This is a genomic window from Paenibacillus sp. GL_099_B (assembly GCF_057835695.1).
Window position 1 is genome coordinate 2,490,952 of record NZ_CM174430.1, and the last position, 22,706, is coordinate 2,513,657.

24 protein-coding genes are annotated in these 22,706 nt (G+C 45.5%); all 24 read left to right on the top strand.

All coding sequences use genetic code 11. The features are described from left to right. The first annotated feature begins 7 nt into the window (after window positions 1–7). The gene (fliG, locus tag AC3ITG_RS11605) at window positions 8–1,024 is read left to right on the top strand and encodes a flagellar motor switch protein FliG (RefSeq protein ID WP_413377473.1); all 1,017 of its coding nucleotides are present in this window, start codon (window positions 8–10) and stop codon (window positions 1,022–1,024) included. After that, complete coding sequence (locus AC3ITG_RS11610) at window positions 1,017–1,877, top strand: FliH/SctL family protein (protein ID WP_413377475.1); 861 nt, start codon at window positions 1,017–1,019, stop codon at window positions 1,875–1,877. Before fliG ends, AC3ITG_RS11610 begins: the two co-directional genes overlap by 8 nt. Then, the gene (gene fliI, locus AC3ITG_RS11615) at window positions 1,864–3,183 is read left to right on the top strand and encodes a flagellar protein export ATPase FliI (protein WP_413377477.1); all 1,320 of its coding nucleotides are present in this window, start codon (window positions 1,864–1,866) and stop codon (window positions 3,181–3,183) included. Before AC3ITG_RS11610 ends, fliI begins: the two co-directional genes overlap by 14 nt. A gap of 11 nt (window positions 3,184–3,194) precedes the next feature. Beyond that, entirely contained in the window at window positions 3,195–3,647 is a 453-nt protein-coding gene (gene fliJ, locus AC3ITG_RS11620) for a flagellar export protein FliJ (RefSeq protein ID WP_413377479.1), read from the top strand. 42 nt (window positions 3,648–3,689) lie between these two features. After that, window positions 3,690–4,625, top strand: a complete 936-nt coding sequence (locus AC3ITG_RS11625) for a MotE family protein (RefSeq protein WP_489253791.1) — start codon at window positions 3,690–3,692, stop codon at window positions 4,623–4,625. Window positions 4,626–4,666: 41 nt separating this feature from the next. After that, window positions 4,667–6,046 (top strand): flagellar hook-length control protein FliK, encoded by a 1,380-nt coding sequence (locus AC3ITG_RS11630; protein ID WP_489253792.1) that lies wholly within the window; start codon window positions 4,667–4,669, stop codon window positions 6,044–6,046. Between the two features lie 19 nt (window positions 6,047–6,065). Then, complete coding sequence (locus AC3ITG_RS11635; protein WP_090895972.1) at window positions 6,066–6,611, top strand: flagellar hook capping FlgD N-terminal domain-containing protein; 546 nt, start codon at window positions 6,066–6,068, stop codon at window positions 6,609–6,611. A 50-nt stretch (window positions 6,612–6,661) separates the two neighbouring features. Continuing rightward, window positions 6,662–6,991 (top strand): TIGR02530 family flagellar biosynthesis protein, encoded by a 330-nt coding sequence (locus AC3ITG_RS11640; RefSeq protein WP_489254453.1) that lies wholly within the window; start codon window positions 6,662–6,664, stop codon window positions 6,989–6,991. Between the two features lie 82 nt (window positions 6,992–7,073). Beyond that, window positions 7,074–7,889, top strand: coding sequence for a flagellar basal body rod protein FlgG (gene flgG / locus AC3ITG_RS11645; RefSeq protein ID WP_315795327.1), 816 nt, complete (start codon window positions 7,074–7,076; stop codon window positions 7,887–7,889). A 66-nt stretch (window positions 7,890–7,955) separates the two neighbouring features. Beyond that, window positions 7,956–8,177: a flagellar FlbD family protein gene (locus AC3ITG_RS11650; RefSeq protein ID WP_024630220.1), complete on the top strand. Its 222-nt coding sequence runs from the start codon at window positions 7,956–7,958 to the stop codon at window positions 8,175–8,177. Beyond that, window positions 8,177–8,635, top strand: coding sequence for a flagellar basal body-associated FliL family protein (locus tag AC3ITG_RS11655; protein WP_413377488.1), 459 nt, complete (start codon window positions 8,177–8,179; stop codon window positions 8,633–8,635). Before AC3ITG_RS11650 ends, AC3ITG_RS11655 begins: the two co-directional genes overlap by 1 nt. Window positions 8,636–8,674: 39 nt before the next feature. Then, window positions 8,675–9,673, top strand: coding sequence for a flagellar motor switch protein FliM (fliM, locus tag AC3ITG_RS11660; protein ID WP_024630222.1), 999 nt, complete (start codon window positions 8,675–8,677; stop codon window positions 9,671–9,673). Beyond that, window positions 9,663–10,925, top strand: coding sequence for a flagellar motor switch phosphatase FliY (gene fliY / locus AC3ITG_RS11665; RefSeq protein ID WP_489253793.1), 1,263 nt, complete (start codon window positions 9,663–9,665; stop codon window positions 10,923–10,925). Before fliM ends, fliY begins: the two co-directional genes overlap by 11 nt. A 28-nt stretch (window positions 10,926–10,953) precedes the next feature. Next, window positions 10,954–11,319: a response regulator gene (locus tag AC3ITG_RS11670; protein ID WP_017689175.1), complete on the top strand. Its 366-nt coding sequence runs from the start codon at window positions 10,954–10,956 to the stop codon at window positions 11,317–11,319. Between the two features lie 11 nt (window positions 11,320–11,330). After that, window positions 11,331–11,867 (top strand): flagellar biosynthetic protein FliO, encoded by a 537-nt coding sequence (locus AC3ITG_RS11675; protein ID WP_064639061.1) that lies wholly within the window; start codon window positions 11,331–11,333, stop codon window positions 11,865–11,867. Continuing rightward, window positions 11,864–12,619: a flagellar type III secretion system pore protein FliP gene (gene fliP, locus AC3ITG_RS11680; RefSeq protein WP_072732405.1), complete on the top strand. Its 756-nt coding sequence runs from the start codon at window positions 11,864–11,866 to the stop codon at window positions 12,617–12,619. The genes AC3ITG_RS11675 and fliP overlap by 4 nt, the downstream gene beginning before the upstream one ends. Before the next feature lie 25 nt (window positions 12,620–12,644). After that, window positions 12,645–12,914, top strand: a complete 270-nt coding sequence (fliQ, locus tag AC3ITG_RS11685) for a flagellar biosynthesis protein FliQ (RefSeq protein WP_024630226.1) — start codon at window positions 12,645–12,647, stop codon at window positions 12,912–12,914. A 10-nt stretch (window positions 12,915–12,924) separates the two neighbouring features. Further along, window positions 12,925–13,713 carry a flagellar biosynthetic protein FliR gene (gene fliR, locus AC3ITG_RS11690; RefSeq protein ID WP_063566399.1) on the top strand — a complete coding sequence of 263 codons (789 nt, stop codon included), beginning with the start codon at window positions 12,925–12,927 and terminating at the stop codon, window positions 13,711–13,713. A gap of 23 nt (window positions 13,714–13,736) precedes the next feature. Next, window positions 13,737–14,819 carry a flagellar biosynthesis protein FlhB gene (gene flhB, locus AC3ITG_RS11695; protein WP_179132114.1) on the top strand — a complete coding sequence of 361 codons (1,083 nt, stop codon included), beginning with the start codon at window positions 13,737–13,739 and terminating at the stop codon, window positions 14,817–14,819. Between the two features lie 25 nt (window positions 14,820–14,844). After that, the gene (gene flhA / locus AC3ITG_RS11700) at window positions 14,845–16,878 is read left to right on the top strand and encodes a flagellar biosynthesis protein FlhA (protein ID WP_079694681.1); all 2,034 of its coding nucleotides are present in this window, start codon (window positions 14,845–14,847) and stop codon (window positions 16,876–16,878) included. Next, window positions 16,875–18,230, top strand: a complete 1,356-nt coding sequence (gene flhF, locus AC3ITG_RS11705) for a flagellar biosynthesis GTPase FlhF (RefSeq protein ID WP_489253794.1) — start codon at window positions 16,875–16,877, stop codon at window positions 18,228–18,230. The genes flhA and flhF overlap by 4 nt, the downstream gene beginning before the upstream one ends. Continuing rightward, on the top strand, window positions 18,227–19,114 hold the full coding sequence (locus AC3ITG_RS11710; protein ID WP_489253795.1) for a MinD/ParA family protein: 888 nt from the start codon (window positions 18,227–18,229) through the stop codon (window positions 19,112–19,114). The genes flhF and AC3ITG_RS11710 overlap by 4 nt, the downstream gene beginning before the upstream one ends. Window positions 19,115–19,147: 33 nt before the next feature. After that, complete coding sequence (locus AC3ITG_RS11715; protein WP_489253796.1) at window positions 19,148–20,596, top strand: protein-glutamate methylesterase/protein-glutamine glutaminase; 1,449 nt, start codon at window positions 19,148–19,150, stop codon at window positions 20,594–20,596. A gap of 33 nt (window positions 20,597–20,629) precedes the next feature. Continuing rightward, window positions 20,630–22,705 (top strand): chemotaxis protein CheW, encoded by a 2,076-nt coding sequence (locus tag AC3ITG_RS11720; RefSeq protein WP_489253797.1) that lies wholly within the window; start codon window positions 20,630–20,632, stop codon window positions 22,703–22,705. Window position 22,706 lies beyond the last annotated feature (1 nt).

Genomic DNA, 22,706 nt, shown 5'->3' on the forward strand with positions numbered 1-22,706 from the left:
GAACGCATTGGCGAAGGCAAGCAGTCAAGGTCTGACTGGAAGACAAAAAGCAGCAATTTTGTTGATTACATTAGGTCCGGAAGTATCCGCGCAAATCTTCAAACATTTGCGGGATGAGGAGATCGAACAACTGACGTTGGAAATTGCCAATGTTCGCAAAGTGGATGCTTCTGAAAAAGATATGATTATGTCTGAGTTTCATCAGATCTGTCTGGCACAGGAATATATCTCTCAGGGCGGTATTACGTACGCGAGAGAAATTTTGGAGAAAGCGCTCGGGTCGCAAAAAGCACTTGAAGTTATTAACCGTTTGACGGCTACGCTGCAAGTTAGACCATTTGACTTTGCGCGTAAGGCGGATCCGAATCAAATATTGAACTTCATTCAGAACGAAAGCCCGCAAACGATTGCTCTGGTATTATCGTATCTGCAATTTGAGCAGGCAGCAGCAATCTTGTCCTCGTTACCACAAGAGAAGCAGGCCGATGTAGCACGCAGAGTTGCTGTTATGGACAGTACGTCTCCAGAAGTCATTTCTCAAGTGGAGCGGGTGCTCGAACAGAAATTATCTTCTACTGTTACGCAAGATTATACAAATGCGGGTGGTATCGAATCCATCGTTCAGATCTTGAACGGCGTCGACCGTGGTACGGAACGTACTATTCTCGACTCGCTGGAAATTCAAGATCCGGAACTTGCAGAAGAAATCAAAAAACGCATGTTTGTATTCGAAGATATCGTCAATGTGGACGATCGTTCGATCCAGCGTATTATCCGGGATATCGACAACGGAGATTTGCAGTTAGCACTCAAAGTGGCAAGCGAAGAAGTACGGGATGCTATATTCCGGAATATGTCGAAAAGGATGTCCGAGACATTCAAGGAAGAAATGGAATTCATGGGACCCGTTCGGTTGCGTGATGTTGAGGAAGCTCAGACTCGTATCGTAGGAACGATCCGTAGATTGGAAGAAGCCGGTGAGATCATTATTGCTCGCGGTGGAGGAGATGATATCATTGTCTAATTTGATTAAATCTTTCCAGTATGTACCGGTCGATGACCGCAAACGACTCGAAAATCATCATCATTATGGTGGACCGGAGTCTGATGCGGAGTTAGATGGTGAACGTGCTGAAGGTTCCGAAGCTGAGATGCTTCAAGCACGAGTGGACGAAGAAACACAACGTCTTACCGCGGAGATGCTGGAGGATGCCAAGGAGTTTGCAGAAAAGCAGGTACGTGAAGCTTCGGAGGAAGCGGAGCGATTGCTTCAAGAAGCCCGTGAACAGATTGATAGCTGGTGGCAGGGACAGCGTCAGCAGGATGAACATCTGACTGAAGCGCTTCGTTCACAAGGTTTCCAGCAGGGTTTTGAAGAAGGCAAAGTACAGGCCGAACTGGATCTCCAGGTGAAGATCGAAGAGATGATGAAGGAAGCCCGTGGGGTGCTTGAAGAAGCTTACGTTGCCAAAGATCAGATTATTCAGGAAGCAGAGCCTTTCCTTGTGGATCTCGCCTGTGGTATTGCTGAGAAGGTGATTGACAAACAACTTTCGGTTGAACCAGAACACACGCTTGAACTGATTCGTCAGAGTTTGTCTCGCAAACGTGAACAGGGGATGATCACCTTATGTGTGGCACCTGATCAATTTGCTTTTGTGCAGGCCGCACGTGAAGAGTTGGCTATGGCAATTGACTCTCAGGCAGAATTGCAGATTTTGCCTGATGCTACGGTAAAAGACAAGGGATGTGTTATACGGTCGTCGTTTGGAAGCGTAGATGCCAGAATTGATACCCAGCTCGCTGAAATTAAAAAAGAACTGATCCGCATAGCACTTGAGGATGAGGGGCGAAAAAATCAACATGAAGATTCTTAGCTCACAGCGATACATGGAACATCTTAAGCAATTTGATCCCGTTCGCATTAACGGTAAGGTCACTCAGGTCATTGGTCTTATGGTTGAGTCGGAAGGTCCGGATGCTAGCATTGGTGATGTATGTTACATCTACCCCGGAAAAGCTGCCAAGCCACTTCAGGCAGAGGTTGTCGGGTTTCGGGATAACAAAGTTTTGCTCATGCCACTCGGTGAACTTCAATCCATTGGTCCTGGATGTGATGTGGTCGGAACGGGTAAACCACTTGGGGTTCAGGTTGGATCAGAATTGCTTGGTAAGGTGTTAGATGGATTGGGACAACCTTTGGACGGATCCTTGTTACCTTCCAGAATGCCGATGTACTCTACATCCAATACGCCAGTGAATCCGATGGACCGTCCACGGGTACTCGAAACGATGGGTGTAGGTGTGAGAGCCATTGACGGTCTGTTGACGGTTGGCAAAGGACAGAGGGTCGGCATATTTGCCGGATCGGGTGTTGGTAAAAGTACGCTGATGGGCATGATCGCCCGCAATACAGCAGCAGATGTCAATGTAATTGCTTTGGTGGGGGAGCGGGGCCGTGAGGTTCGTGACTTTATTGAACGAGATTTGGGTCCGGAAGGACTGGAACGATCCGTCGTTATTGTCGCTACCTCTGATCAACCTGCTCTGATTCGAATCAAAGGCGCGGTCATCGCAACTACGATTGCGGAGTATTTCAGAGACAGAGGCATGAATGTCATGTTGATGATGGACTCCGTTACACGTTATGCCATGGCACAGAGGGAAGTGGGACTTGCCGTGGGAGAACCTCCTGCAATGAGAGGATACACTCCTTCTGTTTTTGCAAGTTTACCTAAGCTGCTTGAGCGAGCGGGGACTGGACCCACAGGTTCGATTACGGCTTTTTACACCGTCCTTGTCGACGGGGATGATATGAACGAACCGATTGCAGATGCGGTGAGAGGTATATTGGATGGTCATATTGTACTGAATCGGTCCATCGCAAACAAAGGTCATTTCCCAGCCATTGATGTGCTTGCGAGCATTAGCCGGGTTATGAAGGATATTGCTCCTGAAGAGCAGCTGGAAGCCGTTAATAATATGAAGAGACTCATGGCTGTGTACAAGGAATCAGAGGATTTAATTAACATTGGGGCTTATCAAAGAGGTTCAAATGCTGCCATTGATGAATCGATAGAACAGATTGATAGCATCTGGAATTTTACAAGGCAGAAAGTCGATGAAAAAGTAACGTTGAGTGAAGTGCAGGAACGTTTGATTCTTGAATTTGCAAGGAGATGAATGGGTAAACGATGAAATTTCGATATCATTTCCAGAAGGTTGTTGACCTGAAAAGCAATGAAAAAACGCAAGCGGAGTGGATGTTATCCACAGCGATCGGGAAACTTCAGACTGAGGAAGAGCATCTTTTACAACTATTGAATGATAAAAAGGAACTGATTGATGTCATTCAATCCGCTACGGAAAGTACGGCTTCCGTATCCAGCTTGCAGGAGATACAGCGGTATGTACATCACCTTGACGAGTGCATTTCACGCAAAAGTAGTGATGTCAGACATGCTGAGGTCAATGTGCAACGGAATCAGACGTTTCTGAACGGCAAAATGATGGACGAAAAAGTATGGCTTGGGGCGAGAGACAAGGCCAAAATCAAATTTCAGCAGGAGATGCTCCTCCGGGAACAGAACGATCTGGACGAGATGGCTACTGTACGCTTCGCTGCCAAAGTCGGACGCGCGAATTGATGTGGCCGGACGCGAAGTTGTCTCGTGAAGGAGGAAAGAACAATGGCTGTTAAAGACACAGATATGGAAAAAGAGTCGAGCGGCGGTTGGGAAAAGTTTCTGATGATTTCAATCCCAATTGTGTTCACTGTGGTTTTGTTGGGTGTTTTGCTCACTCTATTTAATGTAGATATTCGCAACAACCTGCTTGAAGTAGCTAACAAAATTCCTGTCGTAAAGGACTGGGTACCTGATCCTGTTCTAGATCCGGAGAAAAAGAAACTGGAGAAGAGCGAGCAGCAGGTCGAGAGTGCAGAAGCGACAATAGATAAGCTGAAGGCACAAGTAAGCGAAAAAGAAACAGAGCTCAAAGTAGCGAAGGATGCCACAACCACAGAAGCGAAGAAAGCAAGTGATTTGCAAAAGAAATTGGATGATGCGGAAAAAGCTGCTGAAACCGCTGCGCAGAATCCAGAGACCGAGTCTGATTATCAGAAACAAATTAAAGATTTGGCTAAGATGTATGCGGACATGAGTCCCAGTAAAGCCGCTCCGATTTTGCAAAATATGACGAATGAAGAGATGGTATTGCTTCTGAATGCGATGCAATCGGCTGCACGGACCAAGGTGCTGGAAAAGATGGACCCAAAAACAGCGGCTGATGTCACGATGATGATGAAGGATGCGAAACCATCCGGTGATCTGGCCCTGGATGCACTGCAATCCCGCTTAAAGAAAGAGACTGCAACGACATCTACGGCGTCTACAGCTAACTCCAAAAATTTGGATAAAAACCAACTTAGTCAAACGTTTGCTTCCATGTCGGCCTCTAGTGGAGCCAAGCTGTTACTCGAAACATACAAGCTGAGTCCGGACAAAACCTTGACCATTTTGAATTCTGTAGATGATGCTACACGGTCTCAATTGCTTGAGAATATGTCGACTGAAAATTCGGTAGAAACTGCAAAAATATTAAATAAATTAATGGGTAACAAGTAGATTAGTAGCGTCTGTTTACTAAGGAGAGGAGGTGAAAACAAATGTCTATTGTATATCAAATGACATCCACATCATCCGCCAAGACAACAGGAGCAGCGCAAACAGCTGGAACTGGATCCAAAGGTGCAACTGCTGGAAGCGGTGATTTTCTGCAAACTCTTGCCCAATCATTGAATGGTGGTGCAACGGCGGAGAACAGCTCGACTGCAGCAGGGAGCTTAACAGCGAATCCGCTTATGTTTACCTTTGCAGCTAGTGAAGATGGAGAACAAACATCGATCACCGATATCTTGAGTTCGTTATTCGCAGATTTGGATTCGCTAGATGAAGCTTTGGAAAATGATCCGTCACTGCTTGGGGATTTACAAAGTCTGATTCAGCAGATGTACGCTCAATTAGATGCTAATTCTGGTATTCAAGCCGAAGGTTCTGATGAGCCTACAAGTGAAACAGGAAATGCAGCATCAGCAATTGATCTGACGGAACATCCAGCAGCAGTGCGCTTTGTATTACAGGATGTGCTTACACAGTTAATTGCGGGTATGAATGAGCCGGATAGTACCGTTGTTAAAAACGCTCCAGAATTCAAGCACCTGCTTCAATCTCTTCAAAGTCAGCTGCAAGATGCTGGCGTTGACACCAGTCTTAACAAAGGGTGGACTGAACTTAAATCCATTCTGGATACATTAGCAGTGGCTAAGGATCAGGCTGTGCAAGTGGCTCCAACAAATACCGTTCAAACGTCCAAGCAAGACTCAGTGGCATCACAAGTTCTTGTTGCGGCCGCTTCAAATAATGGAACTAAAGTTTCAGTTGAAACGGACTCAACACCTACTGCAAATGAAGTTGGAGAAGTGGACCATTCAAGTATCATTACGGCAGGAGAGTTGTCCTTACGTTCATCAGGTACATCAGCAGGTAAACCGGCTGAACCTGTCATGCAAACATCCCAGTTTGCAAAAGAGATGACACAGTTTGTTGTGAATAAGTTGGATATTGTGCAACAAAAGGGATTTTCGGAAGCGACTATCTCACTACGTCCGGAGCATCTGGGTAAGCTGGATGTGCAGATTACTTTGCAAAACGGACAATTGGTTGCACGTTTTATGACCGAGCATACGATGGCGAAAGACATGCTGGAACAGCAAATGATGCAACTGCGTAGCTCGCTTCAAGCTCAAGGCATTCAAGTGGAACGACTTGAGGTTACTCAGAACAGCTCACTTGGTTCACAAATGTACCAGGATGGGGGACGCCAGCCAGGAAGCAATTCTCAGCAGCAACGTCGCTCACGTGAACGTGAAGAACAATCGGATGATGCTGTAACTACAGCAACTCTCCAGGAAGAATTGCGCAACTGGCGCAGTGAACATGAGGAAGGCAACGACCTGCGGAGAGACACGTTTACAGCAGAAGCTTAAACAGAAATGAGGTGAAAATATGGCTAATGAAGCGATTTCTACCAATAATACCTGGCCTAACTATTCGGCAGCGAATAAAGCCACAACAAGCGCTGCAACCAAGGAGCTGGGCAAGGATCAGTTTCTTAAAATATTGATCACTCAGCTACAAAATCAGGATCCGATGCAGCCAATGGAAGATAAGGAATTTATCGCTCAGATGGCTCAGTTCAGTTCGGTAGAACAACTGGTGAATATTTCGTCTCAGCTTAAGACTTTGAATCAGTCTCTTGGGACAGTTTCTGGCATGATTGGCCGCGAGATCAGTTGGCTTTCTTCTAATAAAGAGGATAACGGAACCCTACGTCAAGGAATTGTGGATTCCATCATCGTACGAGATGGTGTTCAATACGCAAAAGTGGGCAATGACGAAATCAAGTTGGATGAAATTATTCAGGTAACTAACCCAACACAGGCTGAGGAAAATGAAACTCCAGTTCAGGACGCTGCAGATTCAACTGTAACGAACGAAACCAAGGAACCAGAACCATCAGCACAGCCTGAAGACAATGGAAACATGTTATGAGTGACCGCATAACAGTAGGCCAACTGTACACAGGTCCAATTACACCCAATATGCTTAACCGCTCCAAAGCGGGAGAAGCATCGAATGTACCTGAACGCCCTTTTGCACAGGTATTGGAAGACAACCTCCTGAAATTGAGTAATCATGCTGCCAAAAGGTTGGAACAGCGCGGTATTGAACTCAAGACTGAGCAGATGCAGCAGATTGGAACTGCACTGGATAAGGCTGCTGCCAAAGGAGCCAAGGAATCCTTGATTTTGATGAAAGATATGGCTTTTATCGTTAATGTCAAAAATCGTACTGTTGTTACAGCCATGGATAGTGAAAGCATGAAGAATAATGTATTCACCCAGATTGATAGTGCTGTAATCATTTCTTGACCGGCTGGCCCTTCTCGGGAGCCGGAATGCCGCTGACCGACTGACGCGGTAACCAAATTAAGGCTGGGAGGATTTTTAAAAAATGTTGAAATCAATGTACTCAGGCGTTTCCGGGATGCGGGGTTTTCAAACGAAACTTGATGTTATCGGTAATAATATTGCGAACGTGAATACGGTTGGTTTTAAAGGTAGCCGTGTCATGTTTAAAGATATTATGAGCCAAACAACGGCGGGGGTAACAGCGCCTGGAGATGAAAACGGTGGTGTAAATGCAAAGCAGATTGGTTTGGGTGTATCAGTAGGATCGATTGATACGCTGCATCTTGCGGGCAGCCCAATGACAACTAATAATCCAACCGACCTGCGTCTCAATGGTGATGGTTTCTTCCTGGTGACCCTAGGCGGGGAACAAGAAGTTCCTTTTTTAACCCGTGCAGGAGATTTCCATGTGGATGCTAACCGTAACCTCGTGACATCCGATGGTCTGTTCGTTGTTGATAGTGGTGGAGAACCTATCACTTTGGATGAAGCAGTAGTTTCTTTCACTATTGGTCAAGATGGAATTATCAACCAGACGATGGATGATGGAACAACTGAAGCTGGAGCACAACTGGGCATAGGGAAAGTAACAAATCCAGAAGGTCTAGAAAAAATCGGTGGTAACTTGTATCGCATTACTGCCAATGCCAATGCTGACGGGGAATTCGAAATTGTCACTGCCAATAGTACTGAATTTGGTACAGGCTCCGTTATTGCAGGACAACTTGAAATGTCCAACGTGGATCTAACAGGTGAATTTACAGAGATGATCGTGGCTCAGCGTGGATTCCAGGCGAACTCACGGATTATCACAACGTCCGATGAAGTGCTTCAGGAAGTTGTTAACCTGAAACGTTAATAACTGATTAGCAATTTTTAATGCGTGGGGGAGCTTGCTCCTCCACTCTGATCGAGGGGGCTTAGCATGATTTCGGTTACGCGGTTAAATGGTTCTCCCATGTGGTTAAATGCGCTGATGGTTGAAATTGTGGAAGAGACACCAGACACGTATATTACTCTGGTAACCGGAAAGAGACTTATTGTGCTTGAGAAAGCCGATGAGGTTATTTCCAAAATTAAAGATTACAACCGTGAAATCGGGGTTCAGGCAGCCACTATTAAAGTGCAGCAAACGGAGGAGTCCTGATGAAAAAGATGTTGCCTTGGCTTGCAACAAGCTTGCTAGCTATAACACTCATTGTGGTGGTTGTGTTTGTATTTATGCAAGGACAGAACGGGAATAAGATTGATACACATACGGCATCCGCTGCAGAGAAGAAGATGACTGCGGATGAGATTGTTGCAGTTTCCTCAGAGCTTGGAGAAATTAAAACTAATTTGGCTGATATAGACCATATTGTAGTTGTAAGTTTTTCTTTCAAATTATCCGACAAAAAGGCTAAAGAAGATTTTGAGAAAATCAAGGAAATCACGGTGAAGCCTATTATCATCCAGACTTTTGCGGATACCAAGTCTGATGAACTGGCTACAGCGAAAGGTCGCATTCAATTTAATAAAAAATTGACTGAACTTATTAATGAAGCTTTACCAGAAGGTAAGCTGGCCAGCACTAGTTTTTCTGCTTTTGTGATGGCGCCAATGTAATGAACAGGACACGCTGTAAATCTGTAAGGGGGTGAGAACATGGTGGATGTATTATCACAAAATGAGATTGACGCCCTATTAGCTGCCCTTTCCTCTGGTGAGATGGATGCTGAGGAATTGAAAAAGGAAGAAACTCAAAAGAAAATTAGATCGTACGATTTTAAGCGGGCGGTTCGTTTTTCCAAAGATCATATTCGAAGCTTGACCCGTATTCACGAAAACTTTGCACGCTTTCTCACCACTTATTTTTCAGCCCAACTGCGGACGTTCGTTCAGATCAATGTCGTTCAGGTTGAACAGTTGCCTTATGACGAGTTTATCCGTTCTATTCCGAAGATGACGATATTGAACATATTTGAGGCGGAGCCATTACAGGGACGGATGGTGATGGAGGTTCATCCCAACGTGGGTTATGCAATGCTGGATCGCCTGCTTGGCGGAACAGGAAATGCACCGACAAAGATCGCATCGATGACGGAAATTGAGACGACGATTATGGAGCGGATTTTCAGCCGTGCGTTTGAGAGTTTGCAGGAAGCATGGAAGACGGTGTTGGATATTTCTCCAAGGATGGAAGCGCTGGAGACCAATCCGCAATTTATGCAGATTGTTTCCCCCAATGAGACCATTGCTTTGATCTCACTGAGTACCAAAATCGGTGACACCACAGGCATGATCAATTTGTGTATCCCGCATGTCGTTCTTGAACCTATTATGTCCCGGTTGTCGACTCATCAGTGGTTTGTTTCGGAGAAAAAGACGAGAGCTCCGGAAGAATATGATGCTCTCAAAGAGCGTGTGAACAAAGCCAAATTGCCCGTCGTTGCGGAGTTGGGAGAATCTAGGATTTCGATTGCTGAATTTTTGGGTCTGTCTGTTGGCGATGTCATTACGTTGAACAAGCCCGTTGATGAGGGACTGTCCATTAAAGTTGGAGATAGGCTGAAGTATATGGGTAGCCCGGGAACCATCAAGGATCGTGTGGCTGTGCAAATAGACAAGATTGTCACCGAAGGAGTTGAAGAATTTGACGAGTAAGGATTATTTATCCCAAGAAGAAATCGATGCTTTGCTCAGACAATCGGAATCGATGAACAGTTCGGAACCGGCTGAGAAAACAGTTGATGATTTTTTGACCGAGCTGGAACAGGATGCCTTGGGGGAGATTGGTAACATTACATTTGGTAGTGCGGCGACAGCTTTGTCCACGCTATTGGGCCTAAAAGTAGATATTACAACACCTAAGGTGTCCATCATCAGCCGTACACAGTTTGATGAAGCATTTCCTAAGCCCCATGTTGCAGTCCATGTGAATTATGTAGATGGATTTGAAGGAATCAACTCGCTAGTCATCAAAAAACGGGATGCTCAAGTCATAGCCGATCTGATGCTTGGCGGTGAAGGAAATCCGGTTGATGAAGAACTGAATGAAATCCATATCAGTGCAGTACAGGAAGCGATGAATCAGATGATGGGTTCGTCTGCTACATCCATGTCTACAATCTTTAACCGTTTCGTGAATATTTCTCCTCCGGGAATTGATATTCTCAATATGGAAAGTGGCGAGGGAGTCAGCAATCTTCCAGATGATGAGACTTTAATTCAAGTATCGTTCCGTCTGTTGATTGGCGATCTGATTGATTCCAATCTCATGCAGCTGCTTCCCGTACATTTTGCGAAAGAAATGGTAGAGATGTTGATTGGCGGAGCCCAAGAGTCTACTGCTAGTGCGCCAGTTGCGTCTACACCAGAGCCAGCACCGGCAGCAGTACCGGTTGCCCCTGAGCAACCTCCGGTTCAGCAACAGATACCGCCACAGGCGCAGCAGCAGCCTGTTCAAGATTATAATGGCTATGGACAGGCTCCAATGGGGATGCCGCAAGGAATGCCGCCACAGCAGCCTTATGGCATGCCTCCGCAGCAACCTTATGGTGTACCGCAGCATTACGGCGGTGTGCCGAATAGGAATGTAAACGTACAACCGGTTCAATTCGCCAATTTGCAAAATGGGGCGTTCGGCCAGGTAGACGAAAACAATTTGAATTTATTGATGGACATTCCCCTTAAAGTCACCGTAGAATTAGGAAGGACCCAGAAGCAAATTAAGGATATTTTAGAACTGTCACAAGGTTCAATTGTCGAGCTGGACAAACTGGCCGGTGAACCTGTCGATATTTTGGTGAATAACAAGTTGATTGCCAAAGGTGAGGTTGTCGTAATCGACGAAAACTTTGGTGTTCGTGTTATAGATATCGTAAGCCAATGGGACCGAATTCAGAAATTACAATAAGCACAATTTAGGGAGGACTTGAATCAAGATGGCAAACCGAATTTTAGTCGTGGACGACGCTGCATTTATGAGAATGATGATCCGGGACATTTTGTCCAAAAACGGATACGAGGTCGTTGGCGAAGCACAGGATGGATCACAAGCAATTGAGAAGTTTAAGGAGCTTCGTCCTGATCTGATCACAATGGATATTACCATGCCTGAGATGGATGGTATTGCAGCTTTGAAAGAAATCAAAAAAATTGATGCCAATGCAAAAGTGATTATGTGCTCTGCAATGGGTCAACAAGCGATGGTTATTGATGCAATCCAGGCCGGAGCTAAAGATTTCATCGTCAAGCCGTTCCAATCTGACCGGGTTATCGAAGCAATCAGCAAAACGCTGGGCGTTTAAGAGACATGATGATGGCTCAGGATAAGATTCCAGATGATGTGGGCGCGGGAGTCAATTATTATTTTCAGCTTGTATGGGTGATTGTTGTCCTGGCCGTCATTCTGGTTCTTATAGTCTATCTGATTCGTTTTCTAAACAAACGGAATCAGCGATGGTTCCGGAACGGCACAATTCGTATTTTGGGTGGGGTCGGACTGGGACCAAACAAGTCGCTGCAAATTATAGAAATTGGCGGTAGCGTTTATCTACTCGGTGTGGGTGATGACATACAGCTGGTGGATAAGGTTTCGGATCTTGAAGAGGCACAACGAATCATTGATTCATTTGAACGGGATGCTTCAGCGCAACAGGGAAGCCTTTCGCCTCTTATTGCAAAGCTTGCAGCCCGCTTGCGTAAAGATGAACCGCCTCAAGAAATGGAACTCGAGGATACAACCTCTTTTCACGAACTGTTTGAATCTAAACTTCGGCAGATGCCTAACCGTAAAGAGAAGATGGAGAAGGTCCTGGAAGAAGACAATACTACAGATCGGTCGAGGGATTCATGAAGAAAAAGATTTGGTTAGCGTGTTTTTTCATAGGACTCATCAGTCTGGCCTCCGTCACTGCTGCCTTTGCCGAACCGATTCCGAATATTGATATTCAAATTGGAAACGGGGATGGGGGCACACCAAGCACGAGTTCACTTTCCATTATCCTGTTGATCACGGTACTTAGTATCGCACCAGCCTTGCTGGTACTGATGACCAGTTTTACCCGGATTGTTATCGTTCTCGGTTTTGTGCGGACATCCTTGGGCACGCAGCAAATGCCACCCAATCAGGTGCTGGTCGGTTTAGCACTTTTTCTGACACTTTTCATCATGTCACCGACGTTGTCGTCCATCAATCAGGTAGCGCTTCAGCCCTATCTCAAGGGTGACATCACACAAACCGAAGCGTTGGAAAAAGCTGCGGATCCCATGAAGAAGTTTATGTTCTCCCACACTAGGGAGAAAGACCTATTGCTGTTTATGAAGTACAATCAAACCGAAAAGCCTAGCACATACCAGGATATTCCAATTACTGTGATGGTACCGGCATATGCAATCAGTGAGTTGAAGACAGCGTTCCAGATGGGATTCATGATCTTTATTCCATTCTTGGTTATAGACATTGTAGTTGCGAGTACACTCATGGCTATGGGGATGATGATGCTTCCACCTGTCATGATTTCATTACCTTTTAAAATACTGTTATTTGTACTTGTCGATGGCTGGTATCTGGTCGTGAAGTCACTGTTGCTGAGTTTTAACACTTGAGCCGGAATATTAAAGGAGGACGGTCATGACTTCGGAGTTTATTATCGGTCTGGCCGGGAAAGCGGTCTATACTTCACTGCTGGCCAGCGCACCCATGCTTATTCTAGCTCTGGTTGTAGGACTCATTATCAGTGTGTTTCAGGCAACCACTCAAATTCAGGAGCAAACCCTGGCCTTTGTGCCTAAAATCATTGCCGTACTTCTGGCAGTACTTTTGTTTGGTCCTTGGATATTGAATATACTGGTCGATTTCACGTATAACATTCTCGATAATTTATACAGATACATAGGGTAGACTGTTGCAGATGGAGACATTATTGCAAAGTTTTCCTGTCGCTCTGCTTATGTTTTGTCGAATAGCATCATTTTTTGTAACTGCGCCGGTCTTCTCGGCTCGGAATGTGCCGAATTCTCTTAAAATTGGTTTATCGGCATTTGTAACCTTTACTGTGTATATGGTATACGGCATTGACCAGGTTGTACCTACAGATCTGAGTTATATCCTGCTGGTTATCCGAGAGATATTGATTGGCTTGCTCTTAGGCTTTGTTGCTTATCTGTTAATGACGGCTATACAGACCGCAGGAACCTTTATTGATCTTCAGATTGGTTTTGGTATGGCCAACGTATATGATCCAATGACAGGCGCTTCTGCACCGCTTACAGGTAACTTCAAATATGCTTTTGCGGTATTGCTCTTTCTGACAATGAACGGACATCATTATCTGCTCGATGCCATTGTATACAGTTATCGCTGGATTCCGTTGTCGAATGTATTCTTTCTACGATTGGCAGATGGAAGTATTGCTGAATTTTTGGTTCGTACATTAGGCCAATCATTTATGTTGGCTTTTCAGATGTCTGCGCCGATTGTAGTTGCTCTGTTTTTGACGGATGTAGGATTGGGATTCTTGGCGAAGACGGCTCCTCAATTTAACGTATTTGCCGTTGGAATGCCGCTTAAGGTACTCGTTGGGCTTGCTATTTTGCTTTTGCTGGTTCCCAGTTTTGCCTTTGTGTTTAGTCAATTGTTCGAAGTAATGTTCAGATCCATGGAAAACTTGCTTGGGACCATTGGACAAAGGCCAGGCTGAGTGAAACGGAGGACAAGATTCGAATGAAATATCAACTCGACCTCCAGATGTTCGCAGGGGAAAAAACAGAGAAGGCTACCCCGAAAAAGAGGCAGGATACGCGAAAAAAAGGACAGGTTGTCAAAAGCATGGAGCTGTCCGGCGCATCCATTCTCCTATTCACCTTTTTGATCATGATGATGTTCAGTAACTTTTACAAAGAACGTATGGTTCGACTGTTTACAGACATCTTCATTAATCGGCTGAGTATGGAGGTCACCGGGGAGAACGTCGTAGCCTTAATGATGCGTTACGGCATCGAGGTGATGCTATTGCTTGCTCCTGTTTTGCTCGGTGCAGTACTTGTTGCGTTAATCGTCAATTACATGCAGGTAGGTTTCCTGCTTGTAGGAGAGGGTTTAAAGCCGAAACTGGAAAAGCTGAATCCGATTAAAGGGTTCAAAAACATTTTTTCTCTTCGTTCTTTGGTGGAGTTTGCTAAATCAATTATGAAAATGTCGATTATCGGCTTTCTGGTTTACAGTACCATCACAGGTTATCAGTCAGATATTGCTTCACTGTCCCATTTTTCATTGGATGCGATTCTGCATTTTGCTGCTTCAATCACCTTAAACTTAGGAATCAAGATTGCAGTAGCCCTGTTAGTACTTGCTGTACTCGACTATATGTACCAGAAGTATGATTACGAGAAAAACATTAGGATGTCCAAGCAAGACATCAAGGACGAATACAAAAAAATGGAAGGTGACCCACTGATCAAGGGGAAAATCAGGGAGCGTCAGCGTCGTATGGCTGTTCAGCGCATGATGCAGGAAGTTCCCAAAGCGGATGTGATTATCACCAACCCGACTCACTTTGCCGTTGCGCTTAAGTATGAGGGCTCGGAGATGGAAGCGCCGCAGATAATAGCCAAAGGTCAGGATTACGTCGCCTTGCGTATTAAGGAAATTGCCAAAGAGCACGGTGTCATTACAATGGAAAACAAGCCGCTGGCACGGGCATTGTTCCAGAGAGCCGAGATTGGTGACGCCATACCGGCTGATTTGTTTCAAGCGGTAGCCGAAGTGCTGGCTTATGTATATAAATTAAAGGGCAGAACGAAATAAAAAGGGATCGGAGGCCGTACATCCATTGAAAATTAAAGATATAGCTGTCCTTGCGGGTATCATCGGCATCGTGTTGATGATGATTCTCCCGATCCCAACCTGGTTGTTGGACATACTGCTTGTCATCAATATTTCACTGGCATTGATGATATTGCTTGTTGCGATGAACAGCAAAGAGGCACTGCAATTTTCCATCTTTCCTGCATTGCTGCTGATCACGACGTTGTTTCGGTTAGCACTCAACATATCAACAACAAAACTGATTTTGGGTCAAGGAAACGCAGGATCGGTAGTCGCTACCTTTGGTAGCTGGATTGCTGGCGGACAGATAGCCATCGGATTTATAGTGTTTCTGATTCTCGTCGTTGTTCAGTTTATCGTTATCACGAAGGGATCTGAGCGAGTAGCTGAAGTTGCAGCGCGATTCACCCTCGATGCGATGCCTGGTAAACAGATGAGTATCGACGCAGATTTGAATGCAGGCCTGATCAACGAGCAGCAAGCACGTGAACGTCGTTCCAAAATTGAACGTGAGGCTGATTTCTACGGAGCCATGGATGGAGCCAGTAAATTTGTAAAAGGGGACGCTATTGCAAGTATCATTATTCTCCTGATCAATCTTATTGGTGGTTTTATCATCGGGATGACGGTACATGGTCTCGCTTTTGCTGATGCGTTATCCACCTATTCTGTGTTGACGATCGGGGATGGACTGGTCAGCCAGATTCCAGCACTCCTGATATCCACAGCAGCAGGTCTTATTGTAACAAGAGCATCGTCGGAAGGGAATTTGGCCGATGACATCACGGGGCAATTGTTTACATACCCGACGCTCCTTTATATTGTAGCTTTTGTAATAGCAATGCTTGGTTTTTTCACGCCGATTCATATTATTACAACGTTGCCCCTTGCAGGTTTGCTGGCTTTTGCCGGATGGAGGATGCAGAACAATCTGAATCAGAAGCAAGAGGCAGAGGAGCAAATGGAAGAGGAGCAGCAGATTGAAGAAGTTAGAAGTCCGGAGAGCGTAATTAATCTTCTTCAGGTGGACCCTATCGAGTTTGAATTTGGTTACGGTTTGATCCCTCTTGCTGACAATCAGCAGGGCGGGGACTTATTAGATCGGATCATTATGATTCGTAGGCAGTGTGCTCTTGAACTGGGGTTAGTCGTTCCCGTCATCCGGATTCGGGATAATATCCAATTAAGACCGAATGAATATGTCATCAAGATTAAGGGTAATGTTGTTGGCGGCGGAGAACTGTTGTTGAATCATTATCTGGCTATGAGTCCGGGTTATGAAGAAGAATCTGTTACAGGGATCGAAACGACAGAGCCAGCTTTTGGACTTCCAGCCTTATGGATTGATGAAGTAACCAAAGACAGAGCTGAACTTGCAGGATATACGGTTGTAGATCCCCCTTCAGTAGTAGCCACACATCTAACTGAATTGATTAAGAAGCATGCGCATGAGTTACTTGGCAGACAAGAAACGAAAGCACTTGTGGATAATCTCAGGGAGAATTATGCTGCGCTGGTGGATGAACTCATCCCATCCGTCTTATCCATCGGAGATGTACAGAAAGTACTCGCCAAGTTGTTGCGTGAGAAAGTTTCCATTCGTGATATGGTTACAATCTTCGAGACACTGGCGGACTACGGAACGTATACCAAAGACCCCGATGTACTGACGGAATACGTGAGACAATCCCTATCTCGTCAGATTACTCAGCAATTCTCCCAAAAAGGAGAGACGCTTAGAGTAATCACTGTTGGACCAGGTCTGGAGAAGAAAATTGCGGAAAGTGTACAGCAATCGGATCAAGGCAGTTACCTTGCATTGGATCCGGCTTCAACACAAAGTGTATATCAAAAGTTGACTGAACAAGTTAATCGATTGATCCAGTCGGGACAGCAGCCTGTTGTATTAACTTCTCCAACCATTCGTATGTATCTGCGCCAGGTGATTGAACGCACCATGCAGGATATACCAGTGCTTTCCTATAGTGAGTTGGAGCCGAATGTTGAAATCCAAAGTGTCGGGGTGGTGAACTTATGAGAGTAAAACAATACGTCGTTGAGACCATGCCCGAAGCTATGCTTCAAATTCGCAAAGACCTGGGAAGTGATGCCGTCATTTTGTCCACCAAGGAAATCAAGGTGGGCGGTGTGCTGGGGATGTTCCGTAAGAAAAGGATCGAAGTTGTAGCAGCAGTGGATAAGGAAGAAAAAAAACAGGCAACAAAGCAAGTGCAAAACCAATTTACACCCGTACCTCGCGCATTTGTACCTGAAGCATATCGACAAACGGCTCGTTCGTTTGTCGTTGCTTCTGACGAATCGGCTGCGAGTATCGCTGAAAAAAATGTGCAAGAGAAAACTACGGATGCCACAGCTGTGTCTGAATCGAGTAAACTCGGTTCAGACATGAGCAACGGCAGATCTTCTTTGAGTATCGAGCATAAACCGCGACCGCAAGGGGCGGATTTTTCGGGTTTAACATCAGCCAGAGGGCAGCAGGAGCAGGCGACCGATCCGCAGCAGGGCCAACTGATGTCTGAATTGCAGGAGCTCAAACTGATGATGACCAAGTTGTCTAAGCAAGGAGCTTCGGCAGACCCGTTACCAGAGGAGTTTTATGCTCTTCGAGAAAGGTTGATGGAGCAAGATATTTGGCCAGAAGTATGGGAATCTTGGTTTGACGTTGTTCTGACGAAGCTCTCTGAAAAAGGATTAAATGAAGTAGAAGCTGTTCAAGCAGTTCAATTAGAAATATCACATTTTTTGGAGAAACGTATTGACGTGGGCATTTTGCCGACCACACGCATTGTATATGTAGCTGGGCCAACTGGCGTTGGTAAAACAACGACCATTGCCAAGCTGGCTGCTGAACAGATGTTCAACAATCAGCGAAAGGTAGGGTTCATTACTTCGGATACCTATCGTATCTCAGCGGTAGAACAACTTAGAACATACGCATCCATTTTAAATGTCCCGCTTGAGGTCGTACAATCCCCAGGTGACACACAACGAGCGATCTCCCGTCTCGAGGAATGTGATCTGATCTTCATGGATACAGCCGGAAGAAACTATAGAAATGAGTTGCTTGTTTCAGAACTGCAAAGTTTACTCGCGCCTGTGGAAAATAGTGAAACCTTTTTGGTTTTGAGCATGACTTCCAAAAGTGCTGATATGGTTCAAATTACGGAGCATTTCAGCAAATATGGGCTGGATAAGGTCATTTTTACCAAGATGGATGAGACCGGAAGCTACGGCCCGATGTTTAACCTGCTGCATCGTTTTCCACTTAAACTTGCTTATGTGGCTAACGGACAAAATGTGCCGGATGATTTACTCAAGCCTGATGCGAATTCTCTGACCAAACAATTGTTAGGAGAGCTTGTACGATGAAGGACCAGGCAGCCTCACTCAGAAGTATGGTCTCCATGCCTAACGGAGTGGAGGGAAGGGGACGTGATTCACGCTCCTCCAAAATCATAACCGTTGCCAGTGGAAAGGGAGGGGTGGGTAAATCAAACTTCACACTTAACTTTGCACTGAGCTTACAGGCAATGGGGCAAAAGGTATTGGTGTTTGATGCAGATATAGGGATGGCTAATATCGATGTCCTAATGGGAACCTCATCTCCCTATAATCTGTACCATCTGTTATACCGACAGAAATCCATACAGGAAATCATACAGCTCGGTGCAAGCGGGTTGCCTTATATCGCCGGAGGTTCGGGGATGAAAGAATTGTTCTCATTGTCAGATCGAGATCTGGAGTTTTTTGCTGGACAAGTTGAAGAGATCGCACAGGAGATGGACTATGTCATTTTTGATACAGGGGCAGGACTTTCCAGAGAAAACATGAAATTTATCGGTGCAGCCGATGAATGCCTGATCATCACCACACCTGAACCGACTTCAATAACCGATGCTTATGCTTTAGTTAAAGTTATGCATGGCCAGGAAAATACCACACCCTTTCGGATGATCGTTAACCGGGTTGAAGACCAACAAGAGGCGGAACGGGTGGCGGATAAAATAGCTGCAGTGGCAAAGAGGTTTTTACAGATCGATATCCCGCTGCTTGGATATATTTCCGAAGATGCCCAGGTTGTAAAGGCAGTTAAAAGGCAAGTGCCATACAGTCTGGCATATCCGAATGCAAAAGCTTCCAGGGATATAGAGAAACTCGCACATCACTATTTGGCTGCACCTGCTGCTCCGGGATCCGAAACCTTGACAGGAATCAGAGGATTTATGAAAAAGTGGCTAAAGCGGACAACATGATTTCTGAATAAAGGAAACAGGGGTGGAAACAACATGGCGGTGTATCAAGTATTGGTTGTCGATGATTCCGCTTTTATGCGTAAAATTGTTTCAGATTTAATTGAAGCAGATTCGGAGTTTAAGGTTACGGCAACAGCCTCAAATGGTAAAGAAGCTATTCAAAAAGCAATAGATTTGAAGCCCGATGTCATCACAATGGACGTTGAGATGCCTGAAATGAATGGGTTGGACGCATTAAAATCGATCATGAAGCAATCCTTCGTTCCGGTGATTATGCTGTCGGGTATCAATGAACAAGGCATGAAGGAGACCATCATGGCGCTCGAGGCCGGTGCGTTTGACTTTATTCGTAAGCCATCGATTGTGCATGATCAGGATATTGCCCAAGTAGGTAAAGCGCTGGTTGAGCGGATGCGAGCAGCTATGGATGAAATTAAGCGAAAAGCCGATCGTGAAGCATCGATGAAGAAACGGGATGAAGCACAGAGCAAATTCCTGCAACAGTCCCAGCGAGTTCAGGTTGATCATCCCTTACAAGACCGCAAAGGTGCTTTGAGGAAAACAATAGAACCTGCCCAGCAGCCAGGAACGCGACTTGGTAGCGGACAAACTGAATCCTTACGAGCAAAACCGAAGCAACCTGCTGTTCCACTGACGAAGCAGAATACGGGACGTCTGGACAAAAAGATGGAGCCTTTGAGAGATGCAAATCGAGCTTCGGATGCCAGCACTGACAACCTAGCAAAGCCAAACAAGCCAACGCAGCCTCCCAAGGAAAACCGTTTGTCCAATATATCTCGATTGGCAGAACAGGAGACAGCTGCAGCTTCAGCTTCAGCTGAACCATCCAAAGATATTGCCAAGGTAATTCCGTCTCATAAGGGAGCAGGAGGACCAGAAGGATCATTTAACAAACTTGTGGCTATTGGTTGTTCAACTGGAGGACCGAGAGCCCTCAAGACTTTGCTGGAGCAACTGCCAGGTGATTTACCTGCTCCAGTCATTATTGTACAGCATATGCCGCCCAACTTTACCCGATCCCTTGCCCAGCGATTGAATACGTTCAGTGAACTGCATGTGGTTGAAGCTGAGGAAGGCATGGTTCTACGAAAAGGAACGGCCTATATTGCTCCTGGTGGCTTTCATGTCAAAGTCAACAAAACTGCAGATGGAAGGTTCACCATAAAGCTGACAGAGGAAGAACCAGTCAATGGACACAGGCCTTCAGTAGATACGATGTTTGAGTCGCTGCTGCCGTACACGTCATTGCAACGACATCTGGTTTTGCTGACAGGGATGGGCAGTGATGGCGCTCGTATGATGAAAGAATTGTATGAAGCGGGTGTCACATCAACCTTTGCAGAGAATGAAGAAACTTGTGTTGTGTATGGTATGCCGCGTTCTGCTGTAGAGCTGCAATGCGTGCGTCATCTTCTGCCATTGCAGGAGATTGCGCCTAAACTTGTTCAAGCTGTGAAATAAACGGAGTGTAACTCATGGAGGAGGTGCCTCACAATGGACATGAATCAATATTTATCTATGTTTATTGATGAGTCTAATGATCATCTGCAGTCCCTTAACGAAAATATGCTTCAACTCGAAGGCAGTCCGGAGGATCTGGGAATTGTTCAGGTCATATTCCGCTCTGCTCATACGTTGAAGGGTATGGCTGCTACAATGGGTTTTGAGGATTTGGCATCATTGACGCACAAAATGGAAAATGTGCTGGATCTGGTGCGCAACGAAAAGTTGAAAATGCAGGATTTCATTTTTGATACCCTGTTCAAGAGTTTGGATGCTTTGGAAACAATGGTTCAGGATATTACCGAAGGTGGAGAGGGTAAAGCGGATGTCTCCTCCATCGTAGCTTCTCTCCAAGCAATTGAGAGTGGTGAATGGACGAGAGGTACTGCTCCCGTAGCCGCAGTAAACCAATCACCAAGTACAGCGACACCAAGTGCGGTTGAACTGGACGAATTCCAGTACTCCGTATTGGATCAGTCCATAGCCGAAGGCCACCGTGTGCTCTATGTTGAAGTTCTTGTCAGCGAGCAGAGCCAGCTGAAGGGCGTACGTGCTTATATGGTCTTCGATCTATTAGAACGCTCGGGTGAGGTTGTTAAATCGTTCCCAACAGTTCAGGATATCGAGCAAGAGAAGTTTGAGCGCAGTTTCTCGTTGTATTACATAACGACCAAAGAGGCGCAGGAACTTGAAAAAGGCATTATGAGCATCTCTGAAATTGAGAGTGCCAAAGTCATTCAGCTGGATCAAGAGACTCTTCAGCAGATGACCAATCAGGCAGCGGCAACAGCTGAAGTGGAAGCTGCACCTGTTCCTGCTCCAGTAGAAGCATCCTCGGAACCGAGTTCTTCATCGAAAGAAGAACCAAAGAAACCGATAGCCACCAAAACAGCTGCACCAAAACAAGCTGCTGCACCTTCACGTACCATCCGCGTGGATATAGAACGTCTGGATGTACTGATGAACTTGTTCAGCGAGTTACTGATCGATCGTTCACGACTGGAGCAGTTGGCCAGCGAGACGGGTAATAATGATTTATCAGATACGGTAGCTCATCTGAGTAGAGTCAGTACAGATTTGCAAAATATTGTACTGAAATTGCGGATGGTTCCTGTGGATACGGTATTTAACCGTTTCCCGCGTATGATTCGTGACCTTGCTAAAACACTGGACAAAAAAATCGATCTAGTCATTACGGGTGCCGAAACGGAACTTGATCGGACGGTAATCGATGAGATCGGCGATCCGTTGGTACATTTGCTGCGTAATGCAGTTGACCATGGTGTTGAATCGATCGCAGAACGTGTGGCAGCAGGTAAACCTGAATTGGGAACAGTTAATCTTCGGGCTTTCCACAGCGGAAATCATGTATTTATCGAAATCGAAGATGACGGTAAAGGCATTTACCGCGATAACCTTTTGAGAACAGCGGTCAAACGTGGAGTTGTTACCGAAGAACAAGGTGCCAAGATGAGCGATGATGAAGTGAACCAGCTGTTGTTTGCACCAGGCTTCAGTACCGCTGATAAAATCTCGGATATTTCCGGCCGTGGAGTAGGTTTGGATGTTGTGAAATCCAAAATCACTTCTCTTGGTGGTAATGTAACCATTCATTCGACACCGGGTAAAGGAACCAACTTCTCTGTTCAGTTACCATTGACCCTGTCCATTATCGCTGCGATGCTTGTTCGACTTGGATCCGAGAAATACGCCGTTCCTTTGTCTTCCATTGTGGAAACAGCCATTGTACAGCGCGAACAGGTTCGCAACATTCATGGCAATAAAATGATTACGTTCCGGGAGTCTCTAATTCCGTACCTGTCATTGAGCGAAGTTTTTGGAGTGCCTGATTTCAATGATGCGGACGAACAGGAAACTGAAATCGTGGTCATTCGCAAAGGTGAACGTCTTGCAGCTGTAGCCGTTGAAGAATTTATTGGACAGAGTGAGATTGTTCTTAAATCGATGGGTACTTATCTTCCTTCCATTGAAGGGATCTCTGGTGCAACGATTTTGGGAGATGGACAAGTAGCTCTGATTCTTGACCCTAATGCATTTATTAAATAAG